We start from the raw sequence: 15,894 nt of genomic DNA, 5'->3' as shown, positions 1-15,894 counted from the left end.
CATGTCTAATTACTTATTAGCATTACTAAATAGTGATAAAGTAGACACGGTCATACTAAACCTTAAGGAAAGTCTGTATAAAATTTTAATAAAAGGGTAGGAGTTTATCTAGTATTGAAAGTACTATTAAATTTGATATGTTTACTCTTATAGAAGTAATAGAGAGTTAAAATCAAATAGACACAAAAAAATCGCCATCAAGGGCGAGTGCTATTATTTATATTTTCATATAAAGGTAGGATTTACATGCAGATAAAACAAAATATGGGGCGACTGATGGGACTCGAACCCACGACAACCGAGATCACAACCCGGGGCTCTACCAACTGAGCTACAACCGCCATAATTATTGCCAAAGAATAGGCAAGATTTGCAGGCTAAGTGGTGCGCCTGGCAGGATTCGAACCTGCGACCACCTCCTTAGAAGGGAGATGCTCTATCCAGCTGAGCTACAGGCGCTCTTAGAGGACTTTTATATACTAAACTTAATTTACGATATATTTCACTATATCAAAAACTAAACCGTTATACATAAAAAAAAGCCTGTAAGGCTCTTGAAATAGATGGTCGGAGTGATAGGATTCGAACCTACGACCCTCTGGTCCCAAACCAGATGCGCTACCAAACTGCGCCACACTCCGAAATTTTCTATTATCACGATAATTTGTTGATTAACTCGTTGTTGGCAATACCGCTAACTTGTTAATGTTCCTCGCTATCGAGGTGCACATATTAAGGGGTAAAGGCGATTGTGTCAACACCTATTTTCAATTAATTTAAAATAATCGCTAATTTTTTTAAAATTACGTCAATTTTGCCAAAATAGCGGTAGTAAGACCCTTTGTTTATCTATCTGTCATTGACAACCGTATTATATTTTGTCCAGATGTGGCAGCACGTCACCGTTGAGTGTACCCGTCAAAACATCAAACGGCATTAACCATAAATAGGCATTAGCTGATGCACTGTTTTTGACATCATTGCTAATGTCGCCTTTAGTATCACCACTGCCACGGTGAATTTGTTGCTTGAGTTCCGCTGGCTGCCTATCACCTCCTAGCACTGGGTAAACCAACCAGACCTGTCCTGCTAAGTAAGCTTGTGCATAGCTGGTCAATTGATAAGCGTCGCTTGCACTAATTGCAGCGGCATGCGGTAAATGTTTCCACTTAATATCGATGACGTGACTGTAGCGTCCTCTGGTCTTGTCTTGAGCTGTAATTTGACTAGCTGCTGTATTACTCTGGTTTTGATAATCATCAGAGACAGTTTTGAATATCAGTAAATCAGGCCGTATAGATAAGCACGCCAATCCCTCAGCATCGTTTAGCCAGACACTTTGGGTTTGATACAAAGGACGATAGTTGCTACTGATCTGCTGAAACATTGATGCGATACGCTGACTTGCCCATTGTTCAAAAGCTTGATTCATATCAATCAACAAACACAATTTTAGCTGAGAACAGCTTCGTTTACTTGGATCGATACCGTTGCCTGTCGCAGCCGTCGCCTGTTTCAATAGCCAATATGCTAGGTCTACTAACTGCTGCGCGGCATGCAGTTTTTGCTTTTGAAGTGGTTGAACGTCTAGCTGACGCTTTGCTTGAGCATATATTACTGCTATCTGCTGTATTTCACGGTTGTTTAGCGTAGACACCTGCTGCCATGGCTGCAACAGTTTTGAAGAAACAAGCTGGGGTAATAAAGGCATTAAGTAAACCAATGCACTCTTAATCAACCGATTGGCCAACATGTCATGACTTAATACACTACTTTCACAGATGAACTTATGCGGTTGCATACTATTGTGACGCAGTTGTTCTTTGATGAGCAGTCGACCTTGCAGTGATGCCTGATTGTCAATCTGAGCCTGATAATGCTTGGTTGGTTGATAATCAATCAAACGCTGCAAAAATTGCTCAATCAGCCAGTCTGATATAGGCAATGCTTTTAACGGTAAAGGAGTGGACTGAGAACTAAATTGACCAAAATTCTTCGTATTGGGTAGCTTACGATTGTTGCTCGTATCAAGATGTATCAAGTCCGATAGCATACCTTGTACCCAGTAACGGGTCTGGACAATATCGCTGGTCTGAGTAGACTGGTTTAGCTTTGGCAATATCTCAAGCGTCATGCCACTGGGTAGTAGAATAATCCCGATATAATGCCCAACTTTAATCTGCCATTGTCCTTGCTTACGCTTGATAGTAAATACTGCAAACTCTTGCGCTATTAGCCAATCGAAATCAGATGCTTGCAAAAAATCATGCACGGTCAGACGTTGATGCTCAAACACGGTAATAACATTCATCGTAATGACACTACTGTTAGGAATACGAGTCTGACGACTAATTACCCTAATAGAATGTTCCTTGGCGTAATATGGATTATTCGTTATCACTGAACAGCCACCCTGCTAGTACAAACGCTGATAGATAGCAGCATTGTTAAACTCACCATCTTTAGCGATCAGATCGGCATTGATAGTATAACTATTCATACTCATAGATTGACTAAGAAAAGAACCCTGCCCTGCAAACATTTGGTGTTCAGAAGAAGCGTTGTTTTGGTGGCTCATCGGATTATACAAGTCGTCACTCATCAATGCTTGTCCGTCCTGTACGAACTGCTTGCTCGTTGGTTGCTGCTCATCCCCAAAGATATACTGCAGCACAGTCATTTGACCACCAGCTGCTTGAGCCAATTGGGGAATAATTTGTTCAACGAGAGCCGTTTGTAATTGCTCTAACTGAGTGACTGCGAATAAAAACGCATGTCCCAACTGCGCTTCTACTCCCAATGTCTGCACGATACGTCTATTCAAGCCTGTTAGTAATTTACTCAAATCTATCGCGCTTGCTTCTGAACCGTCAGATAGGCCAGTATCAGTGTCATTGCTGTCATAAATCGTCGATAGTAAATCAGGCTGCGGTGGACAATCAATAAAACGAAAACGTCGGCGTAACGCCATATCCAGTGGTGCTAAAGAATGGTCTTGGGTATTCATAGTGGCATAAATATCGACATTGGCAGGAACACTAAAAGCACGCCCAGAATACGCCAAACTCACTGTCATCGCATTCGGCTTGCCCGCTCGTTTATCAGGCTCTATCAAGCTAAGAAGCTCACCAAACACTCGTGATACATTAGCACGGTTAATTTCATCAATTAGTATTACATAACGCTGCTGAGGGTCACGGGCGGCACGTTGACATAGTTTTAAAAATGCTCCATCTTGCACCGCGTAACTCATTTGAGTTTGATTAGCGGAGCTATTATTTGCTTGAGTGGCGCCACTCATGACAGGTCGTATACCTTCTACAAACTCTTCATAACCATAGGCTTGATGGAAGCTCACCATACTAAAACGCTGCTGACCGATGTTTTGATTCTGATGGATTTGGTTGTCACGCTGTGCCTGCTGAAACTCTACTAATTGCTGTGATAAATCTTCTAGTAGCACCATACTTTCAGGCAATAAATACCACGATCCACTATTGTCTTTATCAAAATAAGCTTGGCTAGCACGATTATCAAAACTGACTGTTTGAGAGTTCGTAGGACTATGTCTGCGTAACTCTAACCAAGCTGTACTATCCAGATTTTTATCACGTGAGTTCTGAGCAGCCTTCGTCATAAAAAAAGGATGATCAATAATTTCTCGAACCTTTAACAAATCTTGCTGTTCAGCACGTAGGTCTAAAAATACCAAACATAACACTTCGCGCCAGCTTAGACCTTGTAGTAGCTGCTCTAATAAGTCCTCATTTTCAGTCTTGGGTAGATAGTCGGTATATTGCTTCGCGATTTGCAGCAATCTATAGGTTTTACCTGTACCAGCAACACCCGTATAAATAATATTGGTCGGTTCATGAGCAGACATATCAGGCATAACGTTATCCAGCGGCATTGAAAACAGGTTTAAAATAGACATGCTAACATTTTGTCATTATAACGTGGCTGTCTATTGGCATGGTAACTATAGTCAGCCCTCTATAAATTAGATACGGTATCAGTCTCGCTTAATCCACTATTTGTAGCCCTTTCTCTCGGCTTCCTTGTATCTAAGTTATATTGAACTGCCTATACCAATCACTTAATAATGCTAATGTCCAAATAATACTGATATATAAGATAACTAGGCTACTTTAAGTGGCGATCTAAACTGATGATATAACCTAGCAACATAGCCACGCTACTATTGTTTTATAAGCGCAGCAGTTCATGCTAATAATAGTAGGAAGACAATGGTTGATGTAACATAGTATTTGCAGCGACTTTTATAATCTATATTTTTCGCCACTATCATAAAGAGCCGTATTAAGAATGTCATTCAACTCATTTACGTCAAGGAATTTTGTATGCCAGGATTATTAAAAAAACTACCCACCAAGTTGACCAATAAACTGCCAGCCAAAGCATCTGACAGCACAAAATCATCAGTTGAGAAACCCAGTAGCACGCTAAAACCAATTAGCAATCAATTTACTAAACTGTTATCAGTTACTAAATACCTGCCTGCTGGTGCACGCTCAAGTATTTTATCTAAAGCCTTTGGCAAGGTCGTCCCATATGTCGGCACCACTGGCATTTATTATGAGACGGTAGAACCAAACCAAGTCGTCGTCAGTCTCAACAACAATAAAGCTGTCCAAAACCATATCGGTTCTATCCATGCGGTCGCCATCACGTTACTGGCTGAAACAGCTACGGGGTTTATTTTGGGTTTAAACTTACCCTCTGATCGTATTCTACTGATTAAGTCTTACTCGGTAAATTTCTATCGTCCAATCAAAAAAGGTCAAATTGCTGCTGTGGCAAGCTTGTCTGATGAACAGCGTTTGGATATTCTAAACACACCAAAAGGTGAGATGGTTATCCCTTGTGTCATTAAAGATCGTGAGTCTGACAGTGACCGTGACCCAATTGTGGTTGAGATGATTTGGGCATGGATACCAAAGGCTGAACTAGAGGCACGTCGCCAAGGTAAAGCGTCTGAAAAAGTCGCAGAGGATGACACTGAGACCCCAATCGAAGAAAATGATACGTCATCTACTAAACAGAATAGTGACAATCAGTAGTTAATACACAATTGATAACTAATAAATTCAATGAGGAAACAGTATGTCTAAACTTAGTACTTCCCTATCTACGCTATCGCTCGTCGCTATGTGCTCATTGGGTTTTGTTCATAACGCTAATGCCAACACGACGACGGCTGTTAGCATTGCTAATTCTAGCCCTGTTTTCTTAGGTGATGGCGGTACTTATCCTTTCTCAGAAGCCGTACGCGTGGGCAATACATTATATATGTCGGGACAAATTGGTTTTAAGGATGGAAAGCTGGTCAAAGGTGGTGTCAAGGCTGAAACCAAGCAAGTGCTAGATAATATCGATAACACGCTATTAAAATATGGCTACCGAAAGTCTGACATTGTTAAATGTATGGTCATGCTGACCGACATGGATGACTTTGGTGACTTTAACAAAGTCTACAAGGCTGAATTGACTAAACCATATCCTGCACGCTCTGCTTTTGGTGTGTCAGAACTAGCCGCTGGCGCAAGCGTTGAAATTGAATGTATGGCTGCAAAATAATAGCGACTAAAAACGCTAAAGCTTCAAAATCAGAAAAATATTAAAATAACTGGCTACTCACGTCAGTTATTTTTATCTGTTATGCCTATGTTTTTTACAAGTATTTATACCAAGCTCGTGTCGTCCGTTAGCGCGCTTTCTTTCGTCACTCGCAGCACTTCCTCCAATGTCGTGCGCCCTTCTATGACTTTACGTAAACCATCTGCACGAATCGAGGGGGTTTGCTGGCGTGCATACTCTTCTAGTTCATACTCGGCTGTATTGCTATGAATCATACGGCGTAATGTATCGTCGATTGGCACGACTTCATATATAGCGGTACGTCCTTTAAACCCTGACTGGTTACATTTATCGCAGCCCACTGGTTTCGGCAAACGAATCGACTCATTTGCTATAGGTTCGACATTATTCTCTTGCACTGACCCAATGCCAATTTCAGTAAAAATTTTGGCTTGCTCAGTATCGGCATCTTGCCAGCTTTGACAATGTGAACACAAGGTACGCACCAAACGCTGCGCTACTACGCCAATCAGCGACGACGATAACAGAAATGGTTCAACCCCCATGTCCTGCAATCGAGTGACCGCACCGATAGCAGTATTGGTATGTAGTGTCGATAATACCAAGTGTCCTGTCAAAGAAGCTTGTACAGCAATTTCTGCTGTCTCTAAATCACGAATTTCACCAACCATTACCACATCAGGATCTTGGCGCAGCATTGCGCGCAAGCTTTTAGCAAACGTCATGTCGACTTTATTGTTGACCTGTGTTTGCCCGATACCATCAAGCTGAAACTCAATCGGATCTTCAGCAGTTAAGATATTGCGAGTTTGATCATTTAAATCAGTCAATGCAGAGTATAGCGTCGTGGTTTTACCCGAACCAGTCGGCCCTGTCACCAAAATAATGCCATGCGGACGGTGAATTAAGCGCTTTAGCTCAGTATAGTCATTATCAGAAAGCCCCAAATACGTCATATTAAGACGACCCGCTTGCTTATCTAATAGACGCATCACCACACGCTCACCAAAGCTTGATGGTAAGGTCGATACACGTACATCGACTTCTCGCCCTGCCAATCTTAAACTGATACGACCATCTTGCGGTACCCGCTTTTCAGCGATATCCAATCTAGCCATTACTTTAATACGCGAGACTAGCAGCGGAGCCAGTTGGCGTTTTGGTGCGATGATTTCTTTTAGCTCACCATCAACTCGGAAACGGACAACTAAGCGCTTTTCAAAGGTTTCGATATGAATATCTGAGGCACTTAAGCGAATAGCTTCGGACAACAAGGCATTGATCAGGCGAATAATAGGTGCATCGTCCTGCTGATCCATCAAGTCTTCAGTCTCAGGAACGCTATCTGCCAAGCTATCGAGATCAGGGTGGTCTTCAAGTCCAGCAGCAATATGCTGTGACTCTCCTGTATTGCCAGCATAAACCGCGTTCATACGTTTTTCAAAATCATCCGCGCTGACACTTTCGTAAGTGGGTACACCGCGAACGCCTTGCTGTTGTAAAAACCGCACCGCTTCATTGATCGCTGATAATGAGGTAGCTTTGGTAAGTACCAATGTCGGTGGCAACTCAGGATCTATCGCAAGTATGGCCAAAACCTGATGGCGTTTCGCAAAACTGTATGGCAACTGCATCATAAAGACGACCCAATAAATGAAGATAAGATAAAAATAACGCACGCCAAGCATGATGGATGCCTTGTCCTTAACAGTTCGAATCAAAAAAGACTGCCAGTAAGGTTGCATGAGTTTGTTATAATAGCATTTTGTTTTAGACGGGTATTATTTTATGTGATTGATGCTTTATACCTATCACATATTGTGGCTATAAGAGTTAGCATATCATGCGATTTTTTTGCAGACAGCTTGCCATTATTTATTATAACTTTTAGATCGCTTAGATTACCCATCATACTTTGTCTGTCCCCTTCTCCCGCTCGATATTAGGATTTTCCGTTATGTCAGAGAACATTAGCATTACTAATCCAACACCACTTCTACAAGATACCTTTACTGTCGGTAGCCGTACTTTTTCTTCGCGTCTGCTAGTCGGTACAGGTAAGTACAAAGATATGACAGAGACTGGAGAAGCTATTGCCGCTTCAGCAGCCGAAATCGTGACCGTTGCGATTCGCCGCGTCAACATTGGACAAAATAGTGATGAGCCCAACTTATTAGATGTAATTTCACCTGATAAATATACGATATTACCTAATACTGCTGGTTGCTTTGACGCCGAAACTGCCATTCGTACTTGCAAGCTTGCTCGCGAGCTATTGGGCGGTCACAATTTGGTTAAGCTTGAAGTATTGGGTGATGAAAAAACCCTATACCCAAACGTTATGGAAACGCTAAAAGCGGCTAAAGTATTGATCGATGATGGTTTTGAAGTAATGGTTTATACGTCAGATGACCCTATCGTCGCACAAGAATTAGAAAGCATGGGCTGTGTCGCTATCATGCCGCTTGGTAGCTTGATTGGTTCAGGACTCGGTCTACTCAATCGTCACACGCTTAGTATCATAATTGAAAATGCCAAGGTACCAGTATTGGTTGACGCTGGTGTCGGTACTGCGTCTGATGCTGCACTTGCCATGGAGCTTGGCTGTGATGGTGTACTGATGAACTCAGCCATTGCCAACGCACAAAACCCGGTAATGATGGCACACGCAATGAAGCATGCTATGTGGGCAGGTCGCGCTGCGTTTTTGGCAGGTCGTATGCCAATGCGTAAGATGGCTACGGCCAGTTCACCTCAGACAGGTTACTTCTTTCAATAATTTGAAGTATGGATGACATGTCATAATAGAGCGTATTGATTATTTACGCATAGTGCTGTCAGTGCTATGTTTGATTACTTAATACGCTCTATAAAATAATAAAAATGTTATTTCATTGAATATCTACTTGTTATAGTTTTCGTATAACACTTATCGTCATAAAAGGATTTATTATGCGACTTCTCACAGCAGTCGACCAGTTATTCCTACTTCTTGAGTCGCGTAAACAGCCCATGCACGTTGGTGGACTGTTTGTCTTTGAATTACCAGATAATGCTGATAGCGATTTTGTCTATCAATTGGTAAAACAAATGCAAGAATCCGATGTGCCGCCCAGCTTTCCTTTTAATCAGGTACTTGAACACTTAGCTTTTTGGAAAAAAGATAAAGACTTTGATGTTGAGCATCATTTGCATCATGTCGCTTTGCCAAGTCCTGGGCGTGTTCGCGAGCTAATGATGTATGTCTCAAGAGAGCATGGGCGTTTGTTAGATCGTGCTATGCCTTTGTGGGAATGTCACGTTATTGAAGGTATTCAGCCAGAAGTTGAAGGCGGACCTAAACGTTTTGCTTGGTACTTTAAGATTCATCACTCTTTGGTTGATGGAATCGCAGCGATGCGTCTGGTCAAAAAATCCCTGTCACAGTCGCCGACTGAACCGGTTACTTTGCCTGTCTGGTCGTTAATGGCGCGCCATCGCAACCAAGTAAACGCTATCTTACCCAAGGAAAGATCGTTTAGACGCATCTTAAAAGAACAAATATCAACCATCAAACCTGTCTTTGCAGAAGTGATAGACAATATAAAAAATTACGGCGATGAAGGGTATGTTAGTACCTTTGATGCACCAATGAGTATTTTGAACAGACGTATATCGGCCTCAAGAAGAGTCGCTGCTCAGTCTTATGACATACAGCGTTTTAACGATATCGCTGAAAGGCTCAAAATTAGTAGGAACGATGTGGTGCTAGCAGTATGTGCAGGCGCTATTCGTCGTTACTTAATCGCGATGGATGCGTTACCAACCAAGCCTCTTATTGCTTTTGTTCCAATGTCGCTACGTACCGACAATAGTATATCTGGTAATCAGTTGTCATTTGTTTTAGCGAATTTGGGCACCCATTTAGACAACCCACTACGCAGAATGGAACTTATTCACCGTAGCATGAACAACGGTAAACGTCGCTTTCGCCGCATGAATCAAGCGCAAGTAATCAACTACAGTGTCGTCTCCTATCTGTGGCAAGGAATCAATCTGGCTACTGGTCTGTTTCCTAAAAAACAAGCATTCAATCTCATCATCTCAAATGTACCTGGCTCTGAAAAGCCATTGTACTGGAATGGCGCACGTCTGCAGTCTTTGTACCCTGCTTCTATTGTCTTTAATGGTCAAGCGATGAACATCACTTTAGCCAGTTACTTAGATAAGATAGAATTTGGCATCACAGCGTGTAGTAAGGCCCTACCACATATGCAAGACATGCTGATGCATATAGAAGAAGAGCTCGACCTGTTAGAGACAACCAGCAAAGAACTTGAGTTTCAAGGTGTCACGGTAAAAGATAAGACACGTCAAGAAGCAAAAAAGCTGGCTCCATAATGGAACCAGCTTTTTGGTATGTGCTCTGAAAGCGACTACCAGCTGTAATCATTTTTAGGTATATTAACTTTAGATAATATTTCTTTTTGATACGCCGCTTTTAAATAACGTCGCCCCAAGCTGGCACAACCATTTGCATCAATGGTTTTAGTAGCTTAACGTTACAAGCAAAGATCGAGCCTGAGGTCATAGAGTTGTGTGCGCCAGTATGATCCACTACAACACCGCGTGCTTCAGTCACAATCAATTCACCTGCCGCAATATCCCACGGCTTAATTGACATCTCAAAGTAACCATCAAAACGACCAGCAGCCACATAGCATAAATCAAGCGCTGCTGAACCCATACGACGAACCTGACCACCTGCTTCAGAGACCTTTTGTAAGCTCTCAAAGTGCTGTTTGGCAAAAGAAACTACTTCACCATTACGCTTACGCTCAAGCGGATGACCTGTCGTAAAGAAACCACCGTCGATAGTTTTGCGTTCGCTCACTTGCATACGGCGATTATTTAAACGTGCGCCTTTACCACGGCTCGCTGAGAACATCTCATCACGAACAGGATCATAGACCACACCATGCTGGGTGACGCCTTTGTGCTGTACAGCGATGGATACGCAGAACTGTGGTACACCATGAACAAAGTTTTTAGTGCCATCTAGCGGATCGATAATCCAGCACCAGTCAGCATCTTCGCCGCGACCTTCTTGCATACCAAACTCTTCACCCAAAAATGAATGATTAGGATAGCTGGCTTTTAGCGTCTCAATGGTAAGCTCTTCGCTAAAGCGATCAATGCGGGTAACCAAGCCATCAAGCCCTTTAGACTCAATATCTAACTCGATTTTGTGACGGTTTTGATGCGCATATAAAATCTCTTTACCAACTTTTTCAGCAGTACGCGCTGCGATGACGACCATGGGTTCCATAAATAACCTATTTGCTTAATGAATGAATATAAAAAATAAGACCAACTCTGTGCCCACAACATGCCAAACAGCCGCCGCATCACACTACATCTATGCGATTAAAAACGTGTCTTTTATACGTAAAAACTTATAAACGACAACCGCATTATACTAAAATTGTTCGATAAAAACGAAAAAACCGTCACGCTGACCAAGCCCGTATTTTGGCGATCATCTAAACTGCGCAAATTGTAAAAAAGTTAGCACCTACGGCTAGCAGGCGTTTGCTCTGTTTAAGGAGCATATATCTGTTTTTATTAATGCCTTTTTAGCGCATTAATTTTTAAAATAATATTGTAACGTTAAATATAGTATCTACGATAACAGCATCTTAAACTGTTTGAGCACGCCTTCAATATCTAAACCACAGTCAGCCCACTGCTCTGCTTGGGAACCATGTGCAATAAAGCGATCAGGAATACCGATATTAGCAATAGCTGGACGATTTGTCTTAAAGGCGTCCGACTTGTTGAGTAAATACTCATTTACCGCACTACCTGCGCCGCCCATAATCATGTGCTCTTCTAGGGTTGCTATATGAGTGACCCCTTGCGCCAATAACGTTTCAAGCATTGCTGTGTCTAGCGGTTTTACCCAGCGCATATTGACCACATGTATCTGACATTCTAACGCTGAATCGTCTGCTAAGATTTCTGCGGCTTGCTGAGCAGTTGCTACCATCGTACCAAAAGCCAATAATGCCAATTTGTAAGGCGCATCAGATTTACCTAATACTAACTCAACGACCGCTTCACCAACTTTATAGTTTTGGGCTGGCTGCTTAATATCAGCACCTGTACCTGTACCACGTGGATAACGTACGGCCGTGCAGCCTGGATATTCATAGCAAGTATTGAGTAAATGGTAGCATTCGTTCTCGTCTTTCGGCGCTGCAATCACCATATTAGGTACACAACGCAAAAATCCAAAATCAAACACACCAGCATGCGTGGCACCATCTTCGCCAACTAAGCCCGCTCGATCAATGGCAAACATAACATCGAGGTTTTGTAAAGCCACGTCATGGATCAGCTGATCATATCCGCGCTGCAAGAACGTTGAATAAATCGCGACAATAGGTTTGACGCCTTGAGTCGCCATCCCAGCCGCTAGCGTGACCGCGTGTTGCTCAGCAATGGCCACATCAAAAAAACGCTCTGGAAAATGACGAGCAAAATCTGTCATCCCTGAGCCTTCTTCCATGGCTGGTGTGATGGCTAGCAACTTATCGTCTTCGGCCGCTTTATCACACAAAAACTGCCCAAACACTTGTGAATATTTTAACGTTGGTTTTGTGCTTGGCTGTTTCTTTGGCTGCTCTATAGAATCAGCTTTAGAACTTTTATGCTCTTCATGATTTTCGACCGGCAGTTTACTGATTGCATGATAGCCCACTGGATCTAACTCTGCTGATGCAAATCCTTTACCTTTAGTAGTATAGATATGCACCAATACTGGACCTTTTACTTGCTTGGCCAGTGACAATACGCGCAGTAGTTCAGGGATATTATGACCATCAAATGGACCAAAATAGGTAAAACCAATGGCTTTAAATAAATTATCTTCTAGCTGCGGAACGTCGCGCATTTCTTTGTGACGCTTGCGGCGATCAAACGCTTGCATATCAGGACGATGACAAAGTACTGGCTCGCCTGACTCAGAGATATCCACTTGGTAGCCCGACTCCCAAAGCATAGCCAAATGTCTTGAAAATCCGCCAATAGAGCAAGATATCGACATATCATTGTCATTTAGAATGACTAGCAAATCAGCATCTTGCTGTACTGCATCATTCATAGCTTCAAATGCCATACCGCCTGTCATCGCACCATCACCGATGATACAGGCAACAGTTTGCTCACGGCCTTGATAACGCAGTGCAAGACTCATACCCAGACCAGCTGAAATAGAGGTCGATGAGTGTCCGACACCGAATGTATCGTAGACAGACTCTGCGCGCTCAGGGAATGCTGTCAGACCATCCTTAGATCGGATAGTACCTAGCTGCTCGCGGCGACCTGTCAATACTTTGTGAGCATAGGCTTGGTGACCCACGTCCCAAACGATTTGGTCTTGCGGCGCATCTAACAAATAATGCAAAACGATAGTCAGCTCAACCACGCCCAAATTGGCACCAAAATGCCCACCGCTCTGACCAGCTGAGTACAATAAAAAAAGGCGCAACTCATCAGCCAGCGTAACAAGATTGGCCGTTGAAAGCGTGCTAAGTTCAGTGGGTGTATCAATTGCATCAAGCAATGGCGTATGAGGACGCACGCGTGGAATCACAGTATAGGTCTGCTGTAAGCTCGATAGCTGAGCAGCAGAATCCAGCACTGATGTAGATAGGAACTGAGACTTTGGAGAATGAGGTGACTGCTGCATAAACCGTACGATACCTACCAATCTGCTGACAAGACATGTCTTTTAAATATAGCGATGACTATATTTAAAGGACGTCAATAATACCTACATCATTATTGATGTAATCGACCATATAATTATTCATGCAACTTTCGTATTTGTATAGCTGCGCTACTTACGACAGGTGACACGCTATCATAATAGAATACGCGTCAACACCGCCCTTTTGATATCAAAATATTGATGCGTTTATGCTATTAACTACTAAGGGGTGACATTATGCCCTATTATTTCGCATCAATAGCGGACGTTAGTGACGACATAGTAATGTAAGGGTAAAGACTTGTCACTGTATCCGTCAAAATAGTATGGCATAATAGCATTTTTTTTTAATTGTCGCTTTAATCATCGTGCGTCGTCTGTGAACTTTGTGTGTTTTTATAACAAACACAATGAGCACGCTGTCCTTGTGAGCAGGTTATACTGGTATTATCTTGGTATTAGCAGTAAAGTTGAGGTGACATACTCATCTCGACTAATATTTATCTCGTAAACAGTCGTTATCTCGAACAGTAACTATCTCAAACAGCGTTCGTTTCAAACAGCAATAACATAATTTTCACCGCCACAACTTTAGGCTTATGTAGGACAGCAATGTCATATCAATTTATCACTAGTGCCAAATTACCCACTCGTCATGGCGAGTTTGATATTCATATCTTCGAAAATAGCGAAGGTCAAGAGCATGTTATGCTGACCGTTGGTCTGCCTGTGGTCGATCAAAAGACAGTTGATATGGCTAGCCGACCCTCAAATGACACAATACTGAGCCAAAAAGACAAATCAGCAGCAAAGCAAGTACCGCTCATTCGTATTCATTCTGAATGTCTAACAGGCGATGCATTTAGCTCATTGAAATGTGATTGCGGACCACAGTTGAATACTGCCATGCAAGCGATTCAAGAGTCAGGTTGCGGAGCGATTTTATATTTGCGTCAAGAAGGTCGCGGTATCGGCTTGACCAACAAAATTCGTGCGTATGCCCTACAAGATCAAGGCCATGATACATTGGATGCCAATCTCATGTTAGGCTTGCCTGCTGATGCACGTATCTACGACATGTGTAGTCCGATGCTTGCCCATGTTGGGGTTGATGCCGTCAGGCTCATCACCAACAATCCAAACAAGGTTGCTTATCTGACTGAGCATGGTATTGATGTTGTTGAACGTGTGCCATTATTGGTCGGTGTCAACGATATGAATGCTGAGTATCTAGCAACCAAACGTGATCGCATGGGCCACTTGTTTGATAAGAATATCAATCTTGATAAAGATGTCTCTCACGACACAGACCTTAATACAGCCATACACCTGAATAAATAGATATCATATGAGTATTGCAAATACAGATAACGAAACAGACTTATCAACGGTCGCGTCAGTGACGACGCCAACCCATGATGACATTATGAAAGTGCGCGAGTTTTTAGTTGATTTACAAGCGCGTATTTGTGAAGCACTAGAAGCACAAGAGCGCGATGGCGGCACTAATAACAACGAGCATGCGACTTTTGTTCCTGATGACTGGGAACGTCCTGAAGGCGGCGGCGGTCGGTCATGCGTATTGGTTGATGGCGAAGTCATCGAAAAAGCTGGCGTCATGTTCAGCCATATTCATGTACATAACCTACCTGCCTCTGCTACTGCACGTCACCCTAATATCGCTGGACGCAAAGCTCAAGCAATGGGCGTGTCACTGGTAGTCCATCCCAAAAATCCAAACGTACCTACGAGCCATGCCAATGTGCGTTTATTCGTAGCAGAAGCGGAAGGCGAAGCGCCTATCTGGTGGTTTGGTGGTGGTTTTGACTTAACGCCCTTTTATCCAGTATTGGAAGACTGCGTACATTGGCATCAAGTCTGTCATGACCTGTGCGCACCATTCGGAGATAATATCTACGCTGACTTTAAACAGTGGTGTGATGAGTATTTTCATCTGCGCCATCGTGATGAACAGCGTGGTATTGGCGGTCTGTTTTATGATGATGTTAGTACTGAAAGTCGCGGCTGGGACTTTGAGACCTGCTTTAACTTTATGAAGGCAGTGGGCAACGGTTATCTTGACGGTATCATGCCGATTTTTGAACAACGTAAAAATACGCCTTATACCGAAGCGCAGCGCGAGTTTCAGCTCTATCGCCGTGGCCGTTACGTCGAATACAATTTGGTCTATGATCGTGGCACGCTATTTGGGCTACAGAGCAATGGACGTATCGAGTCAATTCTAGTCAGTATGCCACCGCTTGCCAGCTGGCATTATCGTTTTGAGCCTACTGAAGGGACGCCTGAATTTGAGTTGACTGATTATTATCTAAAACCGCGTGATTGGTTGGCACTGTAGGCTTTGTAAATTAGGTTTTATCAATATCGCGATATTCATATCTCTAAAAACTTTGGGAAGGTCAGCCTCTATCGCTGGCCTTTTTCATTGTCAGCACTATTTAAACGACCCACTCTCACGTTGTTATCGTACAGAAATACGTTGCGTAACTGTCAAACAAACA

General features: G+C 42.8%; 11 protein-coding genes and 3 tRNA genes. 6 read left to right on the top strand and 8 right to left on the bottom strand.

Annotated features, from left to right (window positions below; all coding sequences use genetic code 11):
- Nucleotides 1–265: 265 nt before the first annotated feature.
- From ACT3QR_RS09895 to ACT3QR_RS09875, 5 genes are all read right to left on the bottom strand, one after another.
- Nucleotides 266–341: transfer RNA gene (locus tag ACT3QR_RS09895), tRNA-His, on the bottom strand.
- A 41-nt stretch (nt 342–382) separates the two neighbouring features.
- Nucleotides 383–459, bottom strand: a tRNA-Arg gene (locus ACT3QR_RS09890).
- A gap of 105 nt (nt 460–564) precedes the next feature.
- Nucleotides 565–641, bottom strand: a tRNA-Pro gene (locus ACT3QR_RS09885).
- A gap of 230 nt (nt 642–871) precedes the next feature.
- Nucleotides 872–2,401 (bottom strand): McrC family protein, encoded by a 1,530-nt coding sequence (locus ACT3QR_RS09880; protein ID WP_444521182.1) that lies wholly within the window; start codon nt 2,399–2,401, stop codon nt 872–874.
- Between the two features lie 15 nt (nt 2,402–2,416).
- The gene (locus ACT3QR_RS09875; protein WP_444521181.1) at nt 2,417–3,934 is read right to left on the bottom strand and encodes an McrB family protein; all 1,518 of its coding nucleotides are present in this window, start codon (nt 3,932–3,934) and stop codon (nt 2,417–2,419) included.
- A 427-nt stretch (nt 3,935–4,361) separates the two neighbouring features.
- Between ACT3QR_RS09875 and ACT3QR_RS09870 the strand changes: the two genes are divergently transcribed.
- Nucleotides 4,362–5,081: a DUF4442 domain-containing protein gene (locus ACT3QR_RS09870; protein ID WP_444521180.1), complete on the top strand. Its 720-nt coding sequence runs from the start codon at nt 4,362–4,364 to the stop codon at nt 5,079–5,081.
- Nucleotides 5,082–5,124: 43 nt separating this feature from the next.
- The gene (locus ACT3QR_RS09865) at nt 5,125–5,598 is read left to right on the top strand and encodes a RidA family protein (protein ID WP_444521179.1); all 474 of its coding nucleotides are present in this window, start codon (nt 5,125–5,127) and stop codon (nt 5,596–5,598) included.
- A gap of 104 nt (nt 5,599–5,702) precedes the next feature.
- Here ACT3QR_RS09865 and gspE read toward each other — a convergent pair whose 3' ends face one another.
- A complete protein-coding gene (gspE, locus tag ACT3QR_RS09860) occupies nt 5,703–7,256 on the bottom strand; it encodes a type II secretion system ATPase GspE (protein WP_444521178.1) in 1,554 nt (517 codons plus the stop codon).
- Nucleotides 7,257–7,576: 320 nt separating this feature from the next.
- On the opposite strand from gspE, the gene ACT3QR_RS09855 reads away from it, so the two are divergent.
- A complete protein-coding gene (locus ACT3QR_RS09855) occupies nt 7,577–8,398 on the top strand; it encodes a thiazole synthase (protein WP_444521177.1) in 822 nt (273 codons plus the stop codon).
- Nucleotides 8,399–8,571: 173 nt separating this feature from the next.
- Nucleotides 8,572–9,999, top strand: coding sequence for a WS/DGAT/MGAT family O-acyltransferase (locus tag ACT3QR_RS09850; RefSeq protein ID WP_444521176.1), 1,428 nt, complete (start codon nt 8,572–8,574; stop codon nt 9,997–9,999).
- Nucleotides 10,000–10,099: 100 nt separating this feature from the next.
- Here ACT3QR_RS09850 and ACT3QR_RS09845 read toward each other — a convergent pair whose 3' ends face one another.
- Together ACT3QR_RS09845 and dxs are read right to left on the bottom strand one after the other, a co-directional pair.
- Nucleotides 10,100–10,927: an inositol monophosphatase family protein gene (locus ACT3QR_RS09845; RefSeq protein ID WP_444521175.1), complete on the bottom strand. Its 828-nt coding sequence runs from the start codon at nt 10,925–10,927 to the stop codon at nt 10,100–10,102.
- 354 nt (nt 10,928–11,281) lie between these two features.
- Nucleotides 11,282–13,351 carry a 1-deoxy-D-xylulose-5-phosphate synthase gene (gene dxs, locus ACT3QR_RS09840; protein WP_444521174.1) on the bottom strand — a complete coding sequence of 690 codons (2,070 nt, stop codon included), beginning with the start codon at nt 13,349–13,351 and terminating at the stop codon, nt 11,282–11,284.
- Nucleotides 13,352–13,984: 633 nt separating this feature from the next.
- Here dxs and ribA point away from each other — a divergent pair.
- Entirely contained in the window at nt 13,985–14,713 is a 729-nt protein-coding gene (gene ribA / locus ACT3QR_RS09835) for a GTP cyclohydrolase II (RefSeq protein WP_444521173.1), read from the top strand.
- Nucleotides 14,714–14,720: 7 nt separating this feature from the next.
- The gene (gene hemF, locus ACT3QR_RS09830) at nt 14,721–15,731 is read left to right on the top strand and encodes an oxygen-dependent coproporphyrinogen oxidase (protein ID WP_444521172.1); all 1,011 of its coding nucleotides are present in this window, start codon (nt 14,721–14,723) and stop codon (nt 15,729–15,731) included.
- The last annotated feature ends 163 nt before the right edge of the window (nt 15,732–15,894 follow it).

The organism is Psychrobacter sp. AOP7-B1-25, assembly GCF_052376195.1.
In the GTDB taxonomy this organism is placed as follows: Bacteria; Pseudomonadota; Gammaproteobacteria; order Pseudomonadales; family Moraxellaceae; genus Psychrobacter.
This window is presented reverse-complemented; position numbering and strand designations above follow the sequence as displayed.